We start from the raw sequence: 20,152 nt of genomic DNA, 5'->3' as shown, positions 1-20,152 counted from the left end.
TGACGCCAAACTCAAACTTGGGGAGGAATGCGCGAATGAAGCAATTGGTTGCTTCCGGCGGCAAGGCGAAGCTGGCGGATACGCCGGAACCGGGGCTTGGGCCGGAACAGACGAATAGGGCGCTTGTCAAATTGCGATATTCGGCGATTAGTCCGGGGACGGAACTCGGGCTGTTGAACAATCCGCACACCCCCGACGGATTCGCCCTGGGGTACAGCGCTGCGGGAGAGGTCGTCGAGATCGGGCCGGAAGTGGCGACTTTACGGAAGGGAGATTTGGTAGCCTGTTACGGGAGCCCTTACGTATACCATGGCGAATTGCTCTCCGTGCCCGAACGGCTGTGCGTGAAGTTGGCGTCGGCCGAACGGCTGCGCGAGGGCGCGTTCGTAGGATTGGGAGCGATTGCGATCCATAGCGTGCGCAGAATGAATCTGCAATTCGGCGAAACGGTATGGAACGTGGGCTTGGGACTGCTCGGACAACTGATTGCCCGCGTATGCGCCAATGCCAATTATCGGGTGTTCGCAACGGATAAGAATGAACAGCGCGTGGAATTGGCGCAGCGGAGCGGAATTCGAGACGCTTATACGGCCGACGATGCCCGCCTGGACGAACGAATGCAGGCATATACCGGCGGCTGCGGCTTCGACGCCGTATCGCTTAACGCGCATACGAAACGCGAAGGCATGTTGGATATGTGTCTCGACCGGCTGGCATTTCGTGGAGTACTATCAATCGTGGGGAACGTGCCGACGGCGTTCGACCGCGAGAAGCTGTTCCGGAAGGAAGCCGATATCGTTATCGCCCGAGCCGGCGGGCCGGGGCGTTATGATGCAACTTATGAAGAGAAGGGCGTTGATTATCCGCAAGGCTATGTCAGATGGACCGAGGCGCGGAATATGGCGGAATATGTGCGGCAGCTTGAGGCAGGGCTGTTGAACGTATCGTCTTACATTACGCATGAAATCGAGTTGGAGCGCGCGGCGGAAGGATACGAGATGCTGCGGCATGAACGGGGTGTTGCGCTCGGGGTTGTAATTCGTTACGGAAGTTAGCGATCGGAGGATATCGAGCTTCATTGACTTTTCACCCGCACGGTCATTGATCGGAACCGCCGAATCGTGCTATGATTTTCCCGAGATCTGGTAAAATCTAATTCATGGGAGCGGGCTGATCGTATGAATGTCAACGTAGGAATAATCGGAACCGGATGGTTTGCGGGAACGCATGCCGAAATTTTGTCGCGCATGGACGGGGTGAAAGTGAGGGCGGTCTGCGGTTCCGGCATGGAGAAAGCGGAAAGATTTGCGGCGGACTGGCCGGACGCGACGGCCTTTGCGTCTGTCGAGGAAATGTTGGACCGCATCCCATTGGACGCGGTGTATATTTGCGTGCCCCCGATGGCGCACGGCAAGATCGAGCGTCTTCTAATCGAGCGGGGCATTCCTTTTTTCGTGGAAAAGCCGCTTGCGACCGATTTGGAAGTTCCGTCGCAAATTTTGGCGGAATTGCAGCGCAAACCGGTTATCACATCGGTCGGATACCATTTTCGTTATATGGAGTCGACGACGAAGGCCATTTCGCTGTTGAAGACGATGAAAACGGGCTCCGCGCTCGGATTCTGGATGGGAGACATGCCCAAAGTTCCTTGGTGGCGCAAGCAAGAAGGATCCGGCGGCCAGTTCATCGAGCAGACGACGCATCTCGTCGATCTGCTTCGCTATACGCTTGGTGAAATTCGCGAGGTGTACGCCGCTTACGCCAATCGCGTTATGCATGAAGCGGAAGACGGAGTGACGGTCGCCGATGTGGGGACGGTTACGTTGAAGCTGGCCAGCGGCGCAATCGCTTCGATATCCAATACATGCATCCTTCCGATGACGGAGAAGATCGGACTGCATATTTATACGGATCGGGGCGTGCTGCAGCTCGGAATGAACAGCCTAACGGAGATCGGCAAAGATCGGACCGAGGAATGGCGTAATACGGCGAATCCTGTAGTCGCCGAGAATGAAGCGTTCATCCGCGCGGTTCGAACCGGAGATGCGAGCGGCATCCTGTCTCCCTATGAGGACGCCTTCAAGACGCAGCAAGTAACGGTCGCCGCGCTGCATTCGGCGGCGTTGGGACAGCCTGTGCCTTTGTAGGAGAGGCTTGCCACAACTCGCCATGAAGCTTTTATCATTGTAACGGTAAAAACTGGGGTTGTTTTGTTCTCATGGAGTGTTGTGCGAGATATACCGGTATTTTGCGGAGTCAATTTCAGTCGGGTTTGGCGAATCGGATGATCTTCAACAGATTAGCGCCGGTTATTACCTCTCATGACCGAGTTCTGTCGATAAATCGGTAAATTAGCGCCAGATTTCGGAACTAATCCGAAATAGCGACGACCATCTTGTCAGGTGAGATGAATGTTATGATGGACGACAGCTCCTGAATGACCGGGATATCGGCAAAAGGCGATATAAAAGAAAATGTCCGGGATCTCGCAAGTTCCCCGACATATTTTTGTTACCCCACATGAAATGTCTCGATCCGCTTCTTCAAGTTAGCGGACTGTTCCCATAATTGGTCGGATGCCCCGGAGATGCCTTCCATGATCGAATTTTGCTCCTGGGTCGATGCGAACACTTCCAAAGCTCCGGCATTAATCAGAGCCGCAATATCGGATACGGAGCGCGCTTCCGCGAGTGTGCTTCGGACTTGCTCGGTTTGGACGGAAATCATGGCCGAAATGTCGGTAACGGCCTGCGCCACTTGATTGGCCTGCTCGGTCATCAAGGTCAGCGCCCGTTCCGCCGCTTCCCCATGCGTATGCTCCTTCTCGGCCAACTCCATTTGCTCCGTTATTTTCTGCACCGTATTTCCGACTTTGATTTGCATTTGATCGATAATTTGATTAATGTTGTCGACCGCAAGCGCGCTCTGTTCCGCCAGTTTCTTCACTTCGCCCGCCACGACCGCGAAACCCCTGCCGTGTTCGCCGGCGCGCGCCGCCTCGATGGAAGCGTTCAACGCAAGCAAATTCGTTTGCGTTGCGAACTCTCCCACAACGGACGAAATCTCGCTAATTTCGTTAGCATTATGCTCCAAATCGCGCACAACGTCAATCGATTCCCGGCTCGAGGCTGCCAGTTTGCCCATACCGCCGACCAGCGATTGAATGGTACTCGCATTGGAGTCGATGGCGTTTGCCATTTGATCGGTCAGGGCGGTCGTCTCGCTTATTTTGCGATGGATTTCTTCGGCCGCTTCCGTCATTCGCTCGACGGATCCGAACATATTGCGCGACGATTGAGACTGCCGCTCGGCTCCGTCGGACATTTGCTCGACGGTGGAGGCAATCAATTGCACATGCGCAGTCGCCTGATGAATGGACGTTTTCAATTCGTTCATTCTTGTATCCGTCACTCGGTAATTCGTCGATATTTCCACGATCATATGCCGTAAATTGGCGATCATCGCGTTGAAGGAAAGGCATAAAGCTCTAAGCTCGTCGTCGGAACGGCTTGGTACGATTTCAACTTGCAAATTGCCGGCCGAAGCCCGATTCGCCGCGTCCGTCAACTGCAAAAGCGGCCTGATGAACCATTTGGCGGCGATCCAGCCGAGAAAACCGGTCCAGAAAACGCCGAGCGACAACGTCAATAGTATAAACAGCCATTGCGGCATGAGGTGGGCAAACGATCGCATCAATACGAAAATAAAAAAAGCGCTCGTTCCATAAGTAATGATCGATACGGTCGTAATTCCAAGTACGATTTTTTTCATGATGCCAAATTTGAATTTCATCTGAACGCTCCTCTGATCGTTATTGCGATAGGTATTTATAATTATTATAATTGAAAATTGTAAATTGAAAAGGCAAAAAAAGGAATTTTTTGGCCGTTTACGGTAAAATCCGAAGTTGAAAAATAGGCGCAAAATCTTTAGCATGGTATATATGTGGAGAGGGGCTGGAAATCGATGATTATCGATATCAAGGACGTATCATGGAAACGGGACAACAAAACGATTCTGAACGGCATGACATGGCAAGTCCGTCCCGGCGAGCATTGGAGCTTGCTGGGGCTAAACGGCTCGGGAAAAACGACGCTGCTGAATTTGGTCAACGGATACATGTGGCCCACGACGGGTGAAGTTTCCGTGTTAGGCGAAAAATTCGGCGAAGTGGATTTGCGGGAATTGCGCAAAAAAATCGGATGGGTCAGCACGTCCTTGCAGCAAAAACTGTACGGCCATCAAACGGCGGAGCATATCGTGCTAAGCGGCAAATTTGCCACGATCGGCTTGTACGACCGAACCGACGATCAGGACCGCGGCAAGGCGTTGGAATTAATGACATTTCTCGGTTGCGAAACCCTTCTTGACCGAACATACGATACGCTGTCCCAAGGCGAACGCCAGAAAGTGTTAATCGCCCGGGCCTTGATGGCCGAGCCGAAATTGCTTATTTTGGACGAGCCGTGCACGGGTCTCGATATTTTTTCCAGAGAACAATTGCTGCAAATGATCGAACGGATTACGGAACAGCCGGACGGGCCGACTTTAATTTATGTTACCCATCATATCGAAGAGATTGTGCCGTGCTTCACCCATACTCTTCTTATCAAAAAGGGAGAAATCTATAATTCGGGCGCGACGGCAGACATGTTGACCTCCGCAACGTTAAGTTCGTTTTTCGGCGCTCCGATCGAGGTGCAGCGCCGCGGCGGACGAATGTGGCTTATGCTTGGCGAATGAAGGGTATGCGACGGCAATCGATAGAACATCCTATTCCTATAAGAGGCAGTTCAAAAAGTCAGTTGACCTTTTGAACACGCATTATAACGAATAAGAAATATAATGGAAGGGAGTTCGTCGATTCGTGCATTACCGTACAAAACTGCGGTCGGCGGCGTTCGCCGCCGTAACCTGCGGGGCGCTGCTATGGACTTGGGGCGGGACGGCAACGGCTGTGTCCCCGATGGCCGCCGTGCCGCGCAATCTATCGAACGCGCAAGTATTGTTGACAACCGAAACGGATGTAACGGGGGATCGGGTAAAGGATAAAATTTGGCTGCTGGGCGAGCGATCGGGCGAATCGAATAAAGCGTTGTACCACAACCTTTATCTTGTGGTGGAGGATGCGAAAGCGCCGGAGTCGAACGGGGAAAACGAGGCTATCATATCGGTGCGGGGCGGTTATGTGCCGAAAATGAAGTTATGCGACTTCAACGGCGACCGGGTTACCGACATATTAGTATCGGTAAGGACGGACGAAAAAACGGGCGCGTCGGATTACTACATCTACTCGTTTAAGGACAATAAGCCGGTAACCGTACCGGCTCCGCCCGTTATTCAGGTGTCGGGTCGATTCGCGGACAACTACAAGGCGGAATTGACGGTGGACGGCCGTCAAACCTTCACGGTGGATTTGCGGGGCCGCAAAACGTTGTACGATCAAATGGGCGTGTACCGGGACGGCAGCCTTGAACGGCAAGTGGCGGTCATGCCGGGTCCGTACAGCATGTTGAGTCCGACCGATATCGATCAAAACGGATCGTGCGAGCTGCACGGCGTTCAGCGGATCGGCGGTGTGTCGGAGCTCGATACGATCGCTTTCATTCAATCGATCTGGTCATGGGATAACGGACAATGGAGGCTCGTGAAGGTCGACGCCCGCCAGGCGGCCGGGTAAAGGGGATAAGGAGTTGACAGGGTGGAACAAATATTGGTGGAAGAATATCGCGGCCCGATTGTAGAATGCGTCCACAGAGGACATATTTGCGGCGTCGGGCTCGACGGCGCTTTGCGTTATCAGTTAGGCGATGCGGACTATGTCGCCTATTTGCGTTCCGCGGGCAAGCCGTTTCAGGCGATACCCGCAATCAAGCGCGGGATCGTCGAAGCTTTTGAATGGGACGAACGCGCGATCGCGCTTATGACGTCGTCCCATCGCGGCGAGCCGTTTCATGTGGAGACGCTCGAGGGGATGGCAAGCAAGGCCGGTCTCGACGAAGAGCGGTTAGTATGTTTGCCGGCCTATCCTTTACACTCGGGTGCGCGCGAACGGCTCATTCGCGACCAAGGCGCCAAACGGCGATTGTATCATAATTGTGCGGGCAAGCATTTCGGCGCGCTCGCCCTCTGCAAGTTATTACAATATCCGATAGACAATTATTGCGATCCCGGGCATCCTGTGCAACAAGAAATTTTACGTACATTATCCGACATGGCCGATTGCCCGGTCGAACGGATGGGAGCGGGAACGGACGGCTGCGGATTTCCCGTGTACGCTATGCCCCTCAAACATTTGGCATACGCCTATCTTAAATTGGCCTGTCCCGAGACGATTGCCGACGCCGAGACGCGCGAAGCGGTCGTGCGCATTACGAAAGCGATGCATGCGTATCCGGAATTGGTCGGCGGAACGGGGCGGATCGATTCGACGCTGCTCGAGGATCCGAATATTATCGCCAAAGGCGGATTTAAAGGCATATTCGGCTTCAGTCTTCGCAACGAACGGCTCGGATTCGCGTTTAAAGTGCTGGACGGCTCGGACGAAGAGGCGGCCCGTATCGCGGTGTCGATATTGGAACAGATTCAGTATGCAAATAAGAGCACGATCGAGCGCATTTACGAACGGTTTCCGCCGGAAATACGCAACGATGCCGGGGACGCGGTAGGAATTAGCAAAGCCGCCTTCCGCTTGGCGCGGATCGACTAGGACTTATAACGACAAGCCGCATCCCCGTTTTCGCGCTCGCGACGTACGGTGGGATGCGGCTTGCTTCTTTTTGTATGATTACTCTTTGCGCAGCTTGCCGAGCTCGGATACGAGCGCTTCGACTTCGCTAATGCTGAAGTTCGATTTGCTGTTTACGATTTCGTACAATTCCTGAATTTCCTCGTACTGTTCGGTCGAAAAAGCCGATGCTTGCATGGCGGCGGCCGTAGCCATTTTTAATTTCGATTTGATCGTTTCAATCATATACTCTACGTTTTCTTGCGTCGGTTTCGTTAAATCCAAACGAATCATCCCTTCCGTCAATCTGCTTCACATTCATTATCATACTTGTCCTTATGTATTGTAACACGATTCCCGGCAAATGCCTTGCACTTTATTTTTCGGGTAAGGTACAATCGAATCATCATTCGCATGAGGGGAGCGTAAAACCGTGTCGTTGCCATCATCCCGGACGGAAGGCGTGAAGCCGCCGTCCCGCCGCAAACTGTCCGCCGCCGGGCTTGCCGGCTTTTTCCGACATATTGCCGGCTTTCATCGCCGCGAAGACATCGTATTCGTCTGTATCGGAACCGACCGTTCTACGGGCGACGCGTTGGGGCCGCTGGTCGGCACCTATTTGGAGCAGCGCGGATTCCCGCATGTGATCGGAACGCTTGCGAGCCCTTGCGATGCATCCAATTTGGAGGATCGGCTGAGCGCGATCCCGACAGGCAAGGTGACGATCGCCGTGGACGCTTGCCTCGGCCATCCGTCCTCGGTCGGCAGCTTTCTCGTTTCCGAAGAGCCCCTTCGCCCCGCAGAATCGGTGGGAGGGAACTTGCCTGCCGTCGGCCGGTACAGCGTGGCTGGCGTCGTCAACGCAAACGGACCGAAAGCCTACTGGACGCTGCAAGCGACATCGCTCTATCATGTCATGCAAATGGCGGAGCAAATCGCCGATGCGGCTAAGGACGGTTTCGAAGTGGAAAAATTGTGAAAAAATTCATTGTATTCCTTCCGAACATCCGATAAAATAAAAAGCGGAGTGAGAAACTCACTCCGATACTAGACAACCAAAGCGAACATACACCATACTTAATCCGCTCCTTCCCCACAGGCGCGGATTATTTTTTGCCGTCGCGGTCGATCAGCCGAACAATGAGCTGAATGAGCGCAATAATGAACATGCTCGAGGCAAAAAAAACTTGGAACAGTTCCATCACTATCACCTCCTCACATTTTTCATTCATGAAAAATATTGCGGAAGCGTTGCAGCATCGTTTGCCGGAAATCGGATTTTTGCGTTTCTGCGTGCAGCAAGTGACGAATTGTAGCGCCTATACTTTATTCTATGTTTTCGATGCGATCACTAGACGAAACCTATGCATGAAAATGAAAAAAATTACTCGATTCGAGCCGAATTTGGAACGACAACGCCGAATCGGAGGATTTTTCCTTATGTTTTTGATATCCTAATAAATATAGAAACGAAGTTTGGACCGAAAAAGGAAAGGCGGTTGCATAATATGGAGTATTTTCAGGACGAATCGGGCCGAAAAATAGCCTATATCGACCAAGGCAGCGGACTGCCGATCGTACTGCTGCATGGATTTTGCGGAAGTTCTTCCTACTGGAGCGAAGCGTTGCCGCTGCTTGCGCGGTCATACCGTGTCATTGCCCCGGATTTGCGCGGCCACGGAGCGTCGTTTGCTCCGGAAGGCCCATATACGATCGAGGAGATGGCGGATGACATCGCCGCTCTGCTGGATCATTTGCGCGTGGAGCGTGCGGTGCCGTTCGGCCACTCGCTGGGCGGATACATCGCGCTTGCGTTAGCCGAGCGGCATCCCGGGCGATTGCGCGGCTTCTCGCTTGTCCATTCCACCGCTTATCCGGACGGAGAGCAGGCGAAGGAAAATCGGCTGAAGGCCGTTCGGACGATCCGGACGGATGGAATCGGCGCGTTCGTAGACGGGCTCGTTCCCAAGCTGTTCGCGCCGGAACATGTCGATTCCATGGCCGACCGGGTTCTTCGCGCGAAGGAGATCGGGTATGCGACGCCGCCGCAAGGGGCGATAGGCGCGAGCCTCGCGATGCGCGAGCGCCCCGACCGCAATCGCGTATTGGCGGAACTGGAGCCCCCGATATTGCTCGTGGCGGGCGAGCGCGATCAGATCGTTCCTCCGGAACGAACGTTTACGGCTGCAGGGCCTAATGTGTCGCAGGCGACGATTTCGGGCGCCGGCCATATGAGCATGATGGAGGCGCCGGACGCGCTCGTGTCCGTCATGGCCGCGTATTTGGACGCCATCAAGGAAGAGAGAGGCTCCGCTCCCGAATCGTAACCGGGCTATGTTGGCGCCCTTATTAACGAGGATGAGGAGGTACGACGCACTATGTATACCCGCGATTATATTATGCGCATGATCGAACAAATGGCGCAGTTTATCGGGCGCGTATCGGGTTTAAGAAGAGAAAATAAACATACGGAAGCGCTATGGGAGATCGACGAGCAATATTTGCGGCTGTTCCGCCTGAACGGCAGGCTGGCGCGATCCATGCCCCCCGAAGATCTGATCGGAATGTTTACGACTAACGGCGTTCCGGAAACCGAGCAATTGCAATGTATCGCCGCCTTGTTGAAGGAGGAAGGGGAGATCTACCGGGAAATGGGCAAGATGGAGGAAAGCGTCCCGCGCCAGGTCAAAGCGCTGCATCTGTTCGTCTATAGCGCCCTTCACGGCGCGGACGCCAAATTATTCCCCACGAATAAGGAAATCGAGCGCCTTGTTGCGGAACTGCGCATGTACTTGCTGCCTGCGCAGGTGCAGCGATTGTTGCTGGCCTATTACGAGCAGCGGGGACAGTTTGCCAAAGCGGAGGATATCCTGTTCGAATTGCTGGATCGAAAGGAAGATGTGGCGGAAGCGGGGTTAACCTTCTACGAACGGCTGTTGTCGCGTGACGACGATGAACTGGAACGGGGCGGTTTGCCGCGCGGCGAAGTGGAGATGGGACTGAACCAATTTCGCCAATATATAAAGGCTTAACCTTGCTTAAGCAGGTTAAGCCTTATCCTTTATGTTTCGGTTATAGCGGAAAATCCGATTGTTGCCTCGCGGATCGATGGCTAATAATTTGATGCAAAAGCTGTTGTTCCAATTGCGCGTTCCATTCCCGGATCATCCCCGGGACGAGAAACAGGTCCACGATAATCCACACGAATATGGCAAACGCGAACAGTACGCATAATAAGAGGAAAAAGATCGACAGCCCTTCCGAAAAAACGCTCGAAGCGATACCCATAAGATAGAAGAATACGGTCAAAGCGGTGAGCACAATTTGCCCGATGCCCGAGGCGTATCTCTTTAAGTAGAAGCGGTGAATGCCCAAATGGCCGCCGATTAACATCAAATAAGCGATGGCCAGTGATTTTTCCCGGTCGCGCAGCTCCGAATTAAGCAGCAGCAATTCGGTAATATCAAGGTCTTTTTTACTATACATCATCTTGCATTACATGTTCGGCATATAGCCGGCTCCGTTCATATTGTCGTACGTCTGATAGCCTTTGCTGGCAAGAATATCGTGCAGCACGCGAGTTTCGATTTGACGGTTATGCTCTTTCACCCAAGTGTGTACCAGGAATGCATCGACGATCCACCAAATCGAAGTAACGATCAGGCCGATAAACGTAATGGACAAGATCAATTGCGCGATGGCGGAACCTGTTTTGCCCATATAAAAACGGTGAGCACCGAATATGCCTAGAAAATACCATAATACATAGGCGATCACCATGTTTTTGCCGGCGTTTTTCACTTCCGATTCCAATAAGAGCAATTCTCTTGCATCCAGTTGCGCTTTGGCCTGGAAATTGTAATCCATTGATTTTCCTCCTCCATTTTCTTCACTAGAAGTTAATATAAGCGGGAACAGGCATTCCGTCAATATATTTTTTCACAATTTATTCACATAATCGCAACATCAAACAAGCTTTCACAAAGTTTTTACAACCTTTTTCAGATGGATTACAATTGATGTATTGTATGTTATAGAGGGGATCGGACATTACAAAAATTTGGAGCGTGTAACGGCAATGGCAAACATAGAAAACTACGAAACGGTGTGCGAGCTGCTCTCGGACGCAATTGCTCAAGGCGAATTCATTACGGCAACGTTAAGTCAAATGCGGCGCAAGGATCCGGAAGGTTATGCGAAGGTGACGCTGAAACCGGTGGAGCTTCGGAACAAGCTGCATGTCCAGTTCACTTATCATTACAGCAATAAAGTGACGCATGAAAATATCGAGGGCGAGCAGGCCGCCGCGCATACGGTCAAGCTTTTGAAACAATCTTTCCGGCAAGCGCTCGTTCGCACCGTTTCGACGGAATATCAAATTTTGATCAGCAAAAAAGATAAATTGGCCGTTTTGCGAAAGCAGCAGAAGGCCAAGGCGGGGCACGCGGATTTGGCGCATAACCGCAAGAAGCGCTATATTCTGGAGGAAGGGAAGCCGGTGCCGTTTCTTGTCGAGCTTGGCATTATGAACCAAGAGGGAAAAGTGCTCGCGAAAAAATACGATAAATTCAAGCAGATCAACCGTTTCCTCGAAATGATCCAGGATGTCGCGGCGCATTTGCCGCAAGACCGGACGGTCACGATCGTCGATTTCGGCTGCGGGAAATCTTACTTGACGTTTGCCTTATACCATTTGCTCGCGATTGAGCAGAAACGTTCGCTGCAAGTGATCGGGCTGGATCTCAAGGCCGATGTCATACGGGACTGCAGCCAGCTTGCGGAGCGGCTCGGATACGATCGTCTGCGGTTTCTGATCGGCGATATCGCCGAGTACGACGAACTGGAGCAGGTCGATATGGTCGTCACGCTGCATGCTTGCGATATCGCGACCGATGCGGCGCTTGAAAAAGCGGTTCGCTGGAACGCGGGCGTCATTATGTCGGTTCCATGCTGCCAGCACGAGCTTTATCGGCAAGTATCCAATCCGCAGTTGGAGCCGCTGCTGTCGCACGGTATTTTGAAGGAGCGATTCGCGGCGCTCGCGACCGACGCCGTCCGCGCCAAATTGCTTGACGTTATGGGCTACAAGACGCAGCTCCTCGAATTTATCGATTTGGAGCATACGCCCAAAAATATTATGATTCGCGCGGTCAAATCCGCCTCCGCGGATCGGGAGAGCCGGTCGGCCGCCTATGCGGAATATGCCGCGTTCCGCGACACGCTGCACATTGCGCCGTACCTGGAGAGAGTATGCCAAGACCTTTTGCCCATCCCAACCTGACGTTCTTTCATCCTAATTATTGTTGGGGAAAAGTTGAATGTGGTAAAATAGAAGCACTTGTCAAACAGCATGTTCGACACCATGGAGACAAATTTCGATAGAGGAGGCAAGGCATGCCTTGGCTGGAGCAAACGCAAATCCAAACGGTTTATATGGAAGCGACAGACCATCCGTCAATTCCAAAGTACTTATTCACAGCAGGACGGTTGTAGAACGAAAGGACTATGTATCTACCGGCATATTGATGCATAGCGAGGGCGATCTTCTGGAAATTGAAATCTCGGAATATAAAGATTTCCAATTGGGCGAGCCGGTAAAAATTACGATATACTCCCCGGCCGGGATCCATGTGCTGCAAACGACAGTCATCGGCAAATACGAAGGGTCGATCATGGTTCTTCATCCGCCGAGCCATCAGCTGCAATTCGAAGACAAACGACAGTCTCCGCGCGTGGACACGAAACAGACGGGGTCCATACATACGGTGGTGGCAAACGGGAACGTTCGATATTACGAGGAGGAGCTTCCTTTCGCGCTCAAAAATATTTCTTTGCAAGGGGTCGGCATCGTTTTCGATACGAAGAACACTTTCCGCATCGGCACGACATTGCACGGCAGCCTGGAACTCGGATTTCCGCTTCCTTGCGAATTGAGGGTAGTACGCGAAGAATACTGGGAAGAGGGCAACTATTACGGCGCGGAATTTATCGGTTTGAGCCCGGAGCATATCCGCAACCTGCGGGCCTTCATCCTGAAGCAACAGATTGAGAACCACGCGAAGTTCAGAGGCGAACTGTTGAAGCAGCGCGAATTCAAGTGACCGAATTCAATACGAAAGGGGAAAATAATGTTACTTTAAGATCGATGGCGGGATGGGGAGGGGCGGCCGTATTCGCTATCGTTGGCATGGCGGGCGCTTTCCGCTCGGGGCTGTTCTTCGACGAATCGTTCTATCCGTTTCAGATCGCCTTGTTTCTGTTAGCCGCCGCATTCATCGCATATCGCCTCCTGTCGCGGAGATCGCCCGATATCCCCGGATGGGCGTGCGCTCCTTTCGCGATCGGTTTGCTGTATGCCATTCCGCTTATGCTCGGAGCGGCATCGGTGAAGGGGACGATCGACCAAATGCTGCGCTGGTGCGCATACGGCAGTTTTTTGATGCTGTTCGCCGCCATTGCGCGGAAGAGGGACGACATGATGCCCTATCATTACGCGTTTCAATCGATAGGCGTTTTTCTCGGATTGGGGGCGTTGGCCGGCTTTTTCGGCCTATTCCATTTTCCGGAACTGCTTATGGTAACGGAGGACGAGCAATTGTCGGCGGCGGGCGTTCGTCTGGCCGGCTTCTTCCAATATGCCAATACGTTCGGCGCCGTTATGGGGGCGTTTGCGCTTTATCAGCTCATCGCGGCCGTGCGCGCCCGGACGCAGGGAGCGTTTCTGCTCGCATCGCTGCCGGTGATGCCGCAGCTTGCCTCGCTGCTGCTGACGGAATCGCGCGGCGCATGGTTGGCGCTCGCGGCCGGCCTGGTTGCCGGGCTCGTATGCGCGGGGCGCGGACGCACGCTCGCTTTCGCGGTATACGCCGCCGTGTATGGCGGCTTTGCCGCCGGCGCTTACCGTCTCATGCTTGCGTATGCCGTCCGTCAAGAACAGCCGGTTTTCGCATGTATCGCCTTTGTTGCGTTATGGGCGGCCGCCCTTCTGCTCGGAAAGGTACTATGGCGAATGAATCACCGTGCGCAGACGGAACGACGTTACTTTGCGATCGCCGTTTCCTGGATCGCCATTACGGCGAGCTTCGCTGCGTGCTTGGCGTTCGTATTAGGCGCCGCTCACGGCCGTCTAACCGGCAACTTCGCTACCGTAGGCGCACGCGGCCTGTTTTATGCGGATGCGCTCCGCATATTTCGCGATTCGCCTGTCTACGGTTTCGGCGGCGGCAGTTGGGGCGCGCTGTTCCGCCAATATCGAAGCGAGCCTTACGTCGGCAGCGAAGTGCATAGCGGCTATTTGGAAATATTGCTCGATTTAGGCGCGCTTGGCTTCGTTCCGTTTATCGCGCTTATCGCCATATGCTTATGGCGAATTTGGCAAACGAACCGCGCGTTCCTGCCCCCTCTGCTCGTCCTGTTCGGGCACAGTGCGGTTGACTTCGACCTGTCCTTCGGTTTTGTCGGACTGATGATCTGCTATTTGATCGTAATGGGATTGCGTTCGAACGAAGCGGCCGGGAGGGGCGTCCGTCATCGTTTTGAGGCAAAGTATGCATTGCGCTATGTATTTCCTGTCGTCCTGATGCTGTCTATTTGCATGGCCGGAGCGTATTCCGTGCGGTTTGCCGCGGCGGCTTGGAGCGCGCATGCCGGTTTGCCGCTTGAAACGGCGCTGCGTTGGAATCCGTACTGGAGCGAGCCGCGGATCGTTCTCGCGCAGCACTTGCCCGCGGATCAGGCCGTAACCGTTTTGCGGCGCGGATTGCAATACGATCCTTACGACCGCAAACTGAATTGGGAGCTCGGTTCCGCCTATGTCCGCGAACAGGATGGAGACGCCGCCGTTTATTATTTGCGGCGCGCCCTCATATACGACCGGTTCGATGCGGACAAACAAGTTCAGGCGCTGCAAATGCTTGAGCGGCTTGCTTTTCGCCAGGCAGCCGAAGGGAAGGCGCAGCAGGCGTTCCGTACGGCGCAGGGCGCGCTTGGCCTGTACCGCAATTATGAAGAAGCTTATCGGCAATATGCGAATTTGGCCCCGCATGCAACCGGCCGCAAATTCGTTTTGAGGCCGGAAGCGCGCCGGGCTGCCGCAAATTTGCGGCAAATAACCGATAGGGCGCATGAATAAAGCCTGTATGCGAAGCTTTGCTTCGCGATACAGGCTGCTCTGCCATTAGCGTTGCGTTGAATATTTTACTGCACTGCGTTCCAAGCCGTTGATTCCGATAGAGATGAGCTAAAGTTAAAGGACTTTGGAGGCCTTATTTGATCAAATAATGCTGTTTTGGCGGGATTAGCGGATTTTGAGGGCTTTATTTTTGTCGAAACTGCCCAAAACCAAGGATTCTCAGGCAGATCGCGACATGTTAACGGTTCGAAAATCCGTTAATTCCAAAAAATCGACTTGAATTTGAAAAATAAGACCTTGGAAATCCGCTATATTTTCATGGCGCTGCAGCTAGAAGGTTTAATGTGCGCAAAGCTAATGCTGCTCTTCATTAAGGACTATCGTTCAAAACGATTTCCGCTTGCCTATCCTCCGAACGCCTCACGGAACGCTTGCGACAACTGCTCGCGATCGACGCCCCATAACGCTGCCAGCGGCTCGCTCACCTCGTCATGCCACCAATCCGCCAGCACTTTGCGGTTGCTGCTATTTTCCCCGATCCAGACCAGATTCCCGATGACCTTTTTGTAATACATTTCTTCGCCTTGCCGGACGAGATCCGGAGCGATCCATATTTTTAGCCGTTTGACCGTGCGATACAGTTCTTTGTTGCAAGCCCGGCGGATTTTCCGCGCCGTCGGAAGGTTCTCGTTATGCTTTTCCGTCTTTGAAAATGCCATGCCCACCGCCTCCTCTACCATCCAATGTATGCAGACAGGGGCGTATGAGCGACGGCCGCGTTATTTAGTCGACAACGATATAGCCGATCATCGGCGGCGTTTGTACCGACGCTTGTTTGCCGTCATGGGCATGAGCTTGACCGGAACCGCCCGGATGCGTCAGGCAAACGATGCGGTAAATGCCTTCCTTCGCTGTAAATTCGACGACGGTTTCCTTCCCTTTATGCACTTCGCCGCGTATGTTCAAGCCTTCGATGACGAAGGAATGGGTAGCTCCGTTCACGCCGAATATGCTCAGCTTCACATGTTCTCCTTCGTTCGCGAATACGGTGCCGGGGTCGAAACGGTATACTTCGATTTCTTCTCCGCTTGCCGTCTTCGTTTTGAATTCGCCCGTCACCATGTGAAGAACTCTCTCTTCCACGACCGGAGTCGAAGCCGGACGGGATTGCTCCCAACGAAGAAACGCGATCGTAACCATGAGCACCAGCATCGCGACGGCGAACCATTGAATTTGTTTTTTTGCCGATAATGAGTACTTTAGACAACCGTCTCACCTCATTCATATTTTTACTTTATTGATATGCGAATGCTTGTCAGGACATGACTTGTACTTCTCGTCCCGCAGCGGCTTCCGATGGAAGGAATGTCCCAAAGTATGATAGAATACAATGAAATCATATACGTTATAGGAGAGGTAGAGAGCGGGAATGGATTTGATCCACCAAATCATCGATCAATTGTTTCAATGGGTTCAAAGCCTGGGCTATTTCGGCATCGTGCTCGGGCTAATGCTGGAAGTGATTCCGAGCGAAATCGTTCTGGCGTATGGAGGATACCTCGTATCTACCGGGCAAATCAGCTTTATCGGCGCTGTTATATTCGGTACGATCGGGGCCGTCGCCCAGCAATGGATTTTATATGCGATCGGCCGCTTCGGAGGAAGACCGTTTCTGGAGAAATTCGGGAAATATTTGAAAATCAAGCCGAAGCATCTGGATCTGTCCGAGCGATGGTTTGAAAAATACGGGGCGGGAATCGTCTTTACGGCCCGGTTCGTTCCCGTAATGAGACAAGTCATCTCGATTCCGGCGGGAATTACGCGCATGCCGCTGGGATTATTTACGATTCTGACGCTTCTCGCTTCCATACCGTGGTCTTTGTTGTTCGTATACCTCGGCTGGAAACTTGGCGATCAATGGGATAAAATACATGAGAAGGCGGCGCCTTATGTACAGCCTGCGATTTTAATCGCGCTTGCGCTGTTGATCGTTTATTTTGTCATTAAATTTACGAAGAACCAACGAAAGAGAGGGAATAAGGATGAGTAAAAACGTATCGCATCAATTCGGTAAGGGTATCAGCCCACAGCAGTTTATCGATGGAATGCAAAAAAATAAAGAAACGTTTCTATCGTGGCACGAGCAGTTCGCATGGCAAAACGAGGAGGACCGCGAGTTTTTCGAATCCTTGAACAACCGCGACGATTTGCGTTGCTTGATCCTCATGGCGGATTGGTGCGGCGACGTTGTGCGCAACGTTCCGGTCGTTTTCCACGCGATGAAAACGGCGGGGATTCCGACAGAAGTGTTCATTCTTGAAGAACATTTGGATTTCATGGATCAATTCCTGACGATGGGGGGCCGTTCGGTGCCGATCGTCATTATTGCGGATACGGGCGGTTACGTGCTCGGCCAATGGGGACCGCGTCCGCAAGAAGTGCAGGAGATCATGATCAAATTTAAGCAAGAGAATCCGGATCGGGAGGCGCCCGATTATAACGACAACATCCAGGTGGCCCGTCAGCGGATGATCGAAAAATACGGGGAAGGCACGGGATACCAAACCGTTATCATTCAAGAGCTTCGCGAACTGCTGGCAGGGGTGTAACGTATGCTGACGATCGAATCATTTTCCTTGGGACCGCTCGAGACGAATGCATACTTAATATTGAACCCGGAGCGGAACAAAGCGATTGTCATCGATCCGGGCATGAATCCCGCGGCGTTAATCCGCCGCATTCAAGATATCGAAGTAGAGGCGATCTTGCTGACGCACGCACATTTCGACCATATGGGCGGCGTGGACGAAGTCCGCAAGCTGAAAGGCTGCCCGGTCTACATTCACGACTTGGAAGCGGAATGGCTGACGAATCCGAAGCTGAACGGATCGGTCATGTGGCCGCAAGTGTCACCGCCGTTAACGACCGATCCGGCCGAATACGCGCTGGACGACAGGCAAACGTTGCAACTGATCGGGCATACGTTTGCCGTCATGCATACGCCGGGCCATTCGCCGGGCAGCGTCAGCTTCCTATGCGGGAACGATTTGTTCTCGGGCGACGTGCTGTTCCGCATGTCCGTCGGACGTACGGATTTGCCGGGAGGGCGAGAGACTGATTTGTACGATTCCATACATAACAAGCTGTTCGCCCTGAGCGACGACGTGAAAGTCTATCCCGGACACGGTCCGCGGACGACGATCGGCTATGAGCGCGCCAACAATCCGTATGTTTGATGAGCGGGGCGTACGGTGTGCCAAAGCGGAGCGTCATTCGACTGCTCTCACCGTCTCCGGCTAAAAGTATGGTCCGGCCTGAAGCAGGTGCTAGTTTGAGGCATGGTCTGGCTGAGTAAGGTCATGAAGTTTCGCAATGGTGGAGTGTACCGGGTTTCAACAAAATGTGACAATTTTATGACATGTGACGATATTCTTATAGACTTTAGACTTAGTATCTGGTAATATAACAAGTAACTTAAACAATATTTACTTGTTGCGAAGCACGCAAGCTGTGGAATTAGGCTCCCGGTTTGCGTTCTTTTTTTTCTACGATCCGGTTATAAGGAGGAGGGTTCGTTGAAGGATTTGCTGAGTTTCCATTTCGATCAGGGACAACTAGACGAACGATTCAGACAACTGGACCAGGCCAAGACGGAAAAAAAAGAAGCGTCATTCAAGATGGTGACCTGGAATGGGGTTCGTATTCGCGAAGACGGCATTGATCAACCATGGTACCGCAGACTGCTCACTCATCGCAACTCGCAGCGATGACCGCGAAAAGCGCCCCCTCCTTACGAGGGGGTCTTTTTCTTTCGGGGACAATTTCCGTTTTCGAAGGAAACGAACGTATGAAGAGGCGCGCTTAAGGGTGGAGGTGATGCTAGTTTTTTATGCTTGAAAACGAAGGTAGGAGCGCTTAGGTTCCCCTATGCAAGAAGGCTTGTGCTCCCGTTGAACGGGGGAGGGAAAGAGGCTGGGATTCCGCTATGTGGGGGGGATGAAGGTTAGTTTTTCGTTGTGCGGGGATGGAAAGTTGAGTTTCCTCTGAGCGATAGGCTGCTGAGGAGATAAGATCTTCCTGTGCGACAAGATCCTCTGTGCGATTGGATTTCTTCCAATGGGATTTCCATAATTTGATCTAATTCGCAGAGGTGGTTGGATTTCGTCCAATGGATTTGCACGCAGTACCGCATTTTTACCCGATTCTGTTGTAAACGATTGGACGTTTTCCAATAAAATCAAATACGTACATCACAATTCGTCTTTTTGGTTGGATGAAATCCAATGAACAGATGACTGTTGGATCGAAGTAGACCCGAATGTTGAAGAAGTTGAGCAGGTGCATACGGAGCACGCTAAGGGCAGGTTTCCGCTATGCAGGAGATGCAGGCTCTGTTTAGTCTATGCCATAGATGGGGACTGGGCTTCCACTCTGTGAGAGATGTAAAGTTGAGTTTCTGCTGAGCGATAGGCTCCCCTGAGGAGATTGGATTTCTTCCAATGAGATTCCAGAATTTGAACTAATTCGCATAGTGTGGTTGGATTTCGTCCAATGGATTTGCACGTATTACCGCATATTTGCCCGATTCTGTTCCAAATGATTGGAGGTTTTCCAATAGAACTAGATACGTACATAACAATTCGTCTTTTTGGTTGGATGAAATCCAATGAACAAAGTGGTTGTTGGATCGAGGTAGGCCCGAAAGTGGAAGAAGTTGAGCAGGTGCATACGGAGCACGCTAAGGGCAGGTTTCCGCTATGCAGGAGATGCAGGCTCTGTTTAGTCTATGCCATAGATGGGGACTGGGCTTCCACTCGGTGAGAGATGGAAAGTTGAGTTTCTGCTGAGCGATAGGCTCCCCTGAGGAGATTGGATTTCTTCCAATGAGATTCCAGAATTTGAACTAATTCGCATAGTGTGGTTGGATTTCGTCCAATGGATTTGCACGTATTACGGCATATTTGCCCGATTCTGTTCCAAATGATTGGAGGTTTTCCAATAGAACTAGATACGTACATCACAATTCGTCTTTTTGGTTGGATGAAATCCAATGAACAGATGGCTGTTGGATCGAAGGAGACCCAAATGATGAAAAAATCGAGCAGATGCATCCGGAGCAAGTTTTGTTACATACGTTGTTACCAGGAAGCTACGCTTTACAAACAATAGTCCAGCGGTAAGATGTCAAGCCCCTGATTCATGAGAATTGGAAATTTACTTTAAGGAACAGGTCAATGAGTCAGGAAAAAAGACAACACCAAACTAAACCCAGTTCAAAAATCGAGTTTTTACCA

22 protein-coding genes are annotated in these 20,152 nt (G+C 52.2%); 15 read left to right on the top strand and 7 right to left on the bottom strand.

What is annotated here, in order from left to right:
• Nucleotides 1–35: 35 nt before the first annotated feature.
• Complete coding sequence (locus LQ229_RS08305; RefSeq protein WP_216538620.1) at nucleotides 36–1,055, top strand: zinc-binding alcohol dehydrogenase; 1,020 nt, start codon at nucleotides 36–38, stop codon at nucleotides 1,053–1,055.
• 123 nt (nucleotides 1,056–1,178) lie between these two features.
• Entirely contained in the window at nucleotides 1,179–2,147 is a 969-nt protein-coding gene (locus tag LQ229_RS08300; protein ID WP_216538621.1) for a Gfo/Idh/MocA family oxidoreductase, read from the top strand.
• 364 nt (nucleotides 2,148–2,511) lie between these two features.
• Here LQ229_RS08300 and LQ229_RS08295 read toward each other — a convergent pair whose 3' ends face one another.
• Nucleotides 2,512–3,792, bottom strand: coding sequence for a methyl-accepting chemotaxis protein (locus LQ229_RS08295; RefSeq protein WP_216538622.1), 1,281 nt, complete (start codon nucleotides 3,790–3,792; stop codon nucleotides 2,512–2,514).
• A gap of 174 nt (nucleotides 3,793–3,966) precedes the next feature.
• Between LQ229_RS08295 and LQ229_RS08290 the strand changes: the two genes are divergently transcribed.
• From LQ229_RS08290 to LQ229_RS08280, 3 genes are all read left to right on the top strand, one after another.
• Nucleotides 3,967–4,743, top strand: a complete 777-nt coding sequence (locus LQ229_RS08290) for an ABC transporter ATP-binding protein (protein ID WP_216538623.1) — start codon at nucleotides 3,967–3,969, stop codon at nucleotides 4,741–4,743.
• A gap of 124 nt (nucleotides 4,744–4,867) precedes the next feature.
• On the top strand, nucleotides 4,868–5,680 hold the full coding sequence (locus LQ229_RS08285) for a hypothetical protein (RefSeq protein ID WP_216538624.1): 813 nt from the start codon (nucleotides 4,868–4,870) through the stop codon (nucleotides 5,678–5,680).
• Nucleotides 5,681–5,701: 21 nt separating this feature from the next.
• Nucleotides 5,702–6,709, top strand: a complete 1,008-nt coding sequence (locus LQ229_RS08280) for an asparaginase (protein WP_216538625.1) — start codon at nucleotides 5,702–5,704, stop codon at nucleotides 6,707–6,709.
• A gap of 78 nt (nucleotides 6,710–6,787) precedes the next feature.
• Here the strand turns inward: LQ229_RS08280 and LQ229_RS08275 are convergent, their stop codons facing one another.
• On the bottom strand, nucleotides 6,788–7,012 hold the full coding sequence (locus tag LQ229_RS08275) for a DUF1128 domain-containing protein (protein WP_216538626.1): 225 nt from the start codon (nucleotides 7,010–7,012) through the stop codon (nucleotides 6,788–6,790).
• A 148-nt stretch (nucleotides 7,013–7,160) separates the two neighbouring features.
• On the opposite strand from LQ229_RS08275, the gene yyaC reads away from it, so the two are divergent.
• A complete protein-coding gene (gene yyaC / locus LQ229_RS08270; protein ID WP_230191403.1) occupies nucleotides 7,161–7,706 on the top strand; it encodes a spore protease YyaC in 546 nt (181 codons plus the stop codon).
• A gap of 127 nt (nucleotides 7,707–7,833) precedes the next feature.
• On the opposite strand, the gene LQ229_RS27275 is transcribed toward yyaC, so the two are convergent.
• Nucleotides 7,834–7,929 carry a putative holin-like toxin gene (locus LQ229_RS27275; RefSeq protein WP_356710074.1) on the bottom strand — a complete coding sequence of 32 codons (96 nt, stop codon included), beginning with the start codon at nucleotides 7,927–7,929 and terminating at the stop codon, nucleotides 7,834–7,836.
• A 306-nt stretch (nucleotides 7,930–8,235) separates the two neighbouring features.
• Between LQ229_RS27275 and LQ229_RS08265 the strand changes: the two genes are divergently transcribed.
• Nucleotides 8,236–9,054, top strand: a complete 819-nt coding sequence (locus LQ229_RS08265; RefSeq protein ID WP_230191402.1) for an alpha/beta fold hydrolase — start codon at nucleotides 8,236–8,238, stop codon at nucleotides 9,052–9,054.
• A gap of 51 nt (nucleotides 9,055–9,105) precedes the next feature.
• Nucleotides 9,106–9,759 carry a DUF6483 family protein gene (locus tag LQ229_RS08260; RefSeq protein ID WP_230191401.1) on the top strand — a complete coding sequence of 218 codons (654 nt, stop codon included), beginning with the start codon at nucleotides 9,106–9,108 and terminating at the stop codon, nucleotides 9,757–9,759.
• A 40-nt stretch (nucleotides 9,760–9,799) separates the two neighbouring features.
• On the opposite strand, the gene LQ229_RS08255 is transcribed toward LQ229_RS08260, so the two are convergent.
• On the bottom strand, nucleotides 9,800–10,216 hold the full coding sequence (locus LQ229_RS08255; RefSeq protein ID WP_230191400.1) for a TM2 domain-containing protein: 417 nt from the start codon (nucleotides 10,214–10,216) through the stop codon (nucleotides 9,800–9,802).
• A 6-nt stretch (nucleotides 10,217–10,222) separates the two neighbouring features.
• On the bottom strand, nucleotides 10,223–10,594 hold the full coding sequence (locus tag LQ229_RS08250; protein ID WP_216538629.1) for a TM2 domain-containing protein: 372 nt from the start codon (nucleotides 10,592–10,594) through the stop codon (nucleotides 10,223–10,225).
• Nucleotides 10,595–10,805: 211 nt separating this feature from the next.
• On the opposite strand from LQ229_RS08250, the gene LQ229_RS08245 reads away from it, so the two are divergent.
• From LQ229_RS08245 to LQ229_RS08235, 3 genes are all read left to right on the top strand, one after another.
• Nucleotides 10,806–12,008 (top strand): SAM-dependent methyltransferase, encoded by a 1,203-nt coding sequence (locus LQ229_RS08245; protein ID WP_216538630.1) that lies wholly within the window; start codon nucleotides 10,806–10,808, stop codon nucleotides 12,006–12,008.
• Nucleotides 12,009–12,126: 118 nt separating this feature from the next.
• On the top strand, nucleotides 12,127–12,828 hold the full coding sequence (locus LQ229_RS08240; RefSeq protein ID WP_216538631.1) for a PilZ domain-containing protein: 702 nt from the start codon (nucleotides 12,127–12,129) through the stop codon (nucleotides 12,826–12,828).
• Between the two features lie 44 nt (nucleotides 12,829–12,872).
• A complete protein-coding gene (locus LQ229_RS08235; RefSeq protein WP_230191399.1) occupies nucleotides 12,873–14,858 on the top strand; it encodes an O-antigen ligase family protein in 1,986 nt (661 codons plus the stop codon).
• 404 nt (nucleotides 14,859–15,262) lie between these two features.
• Here LQ229_RS08235 and LQ229_RS08230 read toward each other — a convergent pair whose 3' ends face one another.
• Together LQ229_RS08230 and LQ229_RS08225 are read right to left on the bottom strand one after the other, a co-directional pair.
• The gene (locus tag LQ229_RS08230) at nucleotides 15,263–15,577 is read right to left on the bottom strand and encodes a dehydrogenase (protein WP_216538633.1); all 315 of its coding nucleotides are present in this window, start codon (nucleotides 15,575–15,577) and stop codon (nucleotides 15,263–15,265) included.
• Between the two features lie 64 nt (nucleotides 15,578–15,641).
• Nucleotides 15,642–16,070 carry a cupredoxin domain-containing protein gene (locus LQ229_RS08225; protein ID WP_230191398.1) on the bottom strand — a complete coding sequence of 143 codons (429 nt, stop codon included), beginning with the start codon at nucleotides 16,068–16,070 and terminating at the stop codon, nucleotides 15,642–15,644.
• A 217-nt stretch (nucleotides 16,071–16,287) separates the two neighbouring features.
• On the opposite strand from LQ229_RS08225, the gene LQ229_RS08220 reads away from it, so the two are divergent.
• The 4 genes from LQ229_RS08220 to LQ229_RS08205 all read left to right on the top strand — a co-directional run bounded on the left by LQ229_RS08220 (nucleotide 16,288) and on the right by LQ229_RS08205 (nucleotide 18,628).
• The gene (locus LQ229_RS08220; RefSeq protein WP_216538635.1) at nucleotides 16,288–16,908 is read left to right on the top strand and encodes a DedA family protein; all 621 of its coding nucleotides are present in this window, start codon (nucleotides 16,288–16,290) and stop codon (nucleotides 16,906–16,908) included.
• The gene (locus tag LQ229_RS08215) at nucleotides 16,901–17,467 is read left to right on the top strand and encodes a thioredoxin family protein (RefSeq protein WP_216538636.1); all 567 of its coding nucleotides are present in this window, start codon (nucleotides 16,901–16,903) and stop codon (nucleotides 17,465–17,467) included. Before LQ229_RS08220 ends, LQ229_RS08215 begins: the two co-directional genes overlap by 8 nt.
• Before the next feature lie 3 nt (nucleotides 17,468–17,470).
• A complete protein-coding gene (locus LQ229_RS08210; RefSeq protein WP_230191397.1) occupies nucleotides 17,471–18,094 on the top strand; it encodes an MBL fold metallo-hydrolase in 624 nt (207 codons plus the stop codon).
• A 339-nt stretch (nucleotides 18,095–18,433) separates the two neighbouring features.
• Nucleotides 18,434–18,628, top strand: coding sequence for a hypothetical protein (locus tag LQ229_RS08205; protein WP_230191396.1), 195 nt, complete (start codon nucleotides 18,434–18,436; stop codon nucleotides 18,626–18,628).
• Nucleotides 18,629–20,152: the final 1,524 nt, after the last annotated feature.

This window comes from Paenibacillus sp. CECT 9249 (assembly GCF_918697855.1).
In the GTDB taxonomy this organism is placed as follows: domain Bacteria; phylum Bacillota; class Bacilli; order Paenibacillales; family Paenibacillaceae; genus MSJ-34.
Note: the sequence above shows the minus strand (reverse complement) of the source record. Positions and strands in the feature narration are given on the sequence as shown.

Excerpts from the sequence above, each read along its gene's own strand:
- LQ229_RS08305 (WP_216538620.1), top strand. The coding sequence starts at position 36 with ATGAAGCAATTGGTTGCTTCCGGCGGCAAGGCGAAGCTGGCGGATACG.
- LQ229_RS08300 (WP_216538621.1), top strand. The coding sequence starts at position 1,179 with ATGAATGTCAACGTAGGAATAATCGGAACCGGATGGTTTGCGGGAACG.
- LQ229_RS08295 (WP_216538622.1), bottom strand. The coding sequence starts at position 3,792 with ATGAAATTCAAATTTGGCATCATGAAAAAAATCGTACTTGGAATTACG.
- LQ229_RS08290 (WP_216538623.1), top strand. The coding sequence starts at position 3,967 with ATGATTATCGATATCAAGGACGTATCATGGAAACGGGACAACAAAACG.
- LQ229_RS27275 (WP_356710074.1), bottom strand. The coding sequence starts at position 7,929 with ATGGAACTGTTCCAAGTTTTTTTTGCCTCGAGCATGTTCATTATTGCG.
- LQ229_RS08265 (WP_230191402.1), top strand. The coding sequence starts at position 8,236 with ATGGAGTATTTTCAGGACGAATCGGGCCGAAAAATAGCCTATATCGAC.
- LQ229_RS08260 (WP_230191401.1), top strand. The coding sequence starts at position 9,106 with ATGTATACCCGCGATTATATTATGCGCATGATCGAACAAATGGCGCAG.
- LQ229_RS08255 (WP_230191400.1), bottom strand. The coding sequence starts at position 10,216 with ATGATGTATAGTAAAAAAGACCTTGATATTACCGAATTGCTGCTGCTT.
- LQ229_RS08250 (WP_216538629.1), bottom strand. The coding sequence starts at position 10,594 with ATGGATTACAATTTCCAGGCCAAAGCGCAACTGGATGCAAGAGAATTG.
- LQ229_RS08245 (WP_216538630.1), top strand. The coding sequence starts at position 10,806 with ATGGCAAACATAGAAAACTACGAAACGGTGTGCGAGCTGCTCTCGGAC.
- LQ229_RS08235 (WP_230191399.1), top strand. The coding sequence starts at position 12,873 with ATGGCGGGATGGGGAGGGGCGGCCGTATTCGCTATCGTTGGCATGGCG.
- LQ229_RS08230 (WP_216538633.1), bottom strand. The coding sequence starts at position 15,577 with ATGGCATTTTCAAAGACGGAAAAGCATAACGAGAACCTTCCGACGGCG.
- LQ229_RS08225 (WP_230191398.1), bottom strand. The coding sequence starts at position 16,070 with ATGCTGGTGCTCATGGTTACGATCGCGTTTCTTCGTTGGGAGCAATCC.
- LQ229_RS08220 (WP_216538635.1), top strand. The coding sequence starts at position 16,288 with ATGGATTTGATCCACCAAATCATCGATCAATTGTTTCAATGGGTTCAA.
- LQ229_RS08215 (WP_216538636.1), top strand. The coding sequence starts at position 16,901 with ATGAGTAAAAACGTATCGCATCAATTCGGTAAGGGTATCAGCCCACAG.
- LQ229_RS08210 (WP_230191397.1), top strand. The coding sequence starts at position 17,471 with ATGCTGACGATCGAATCATTTTCCTTGGGACCGCTCGAGACGAATGCA.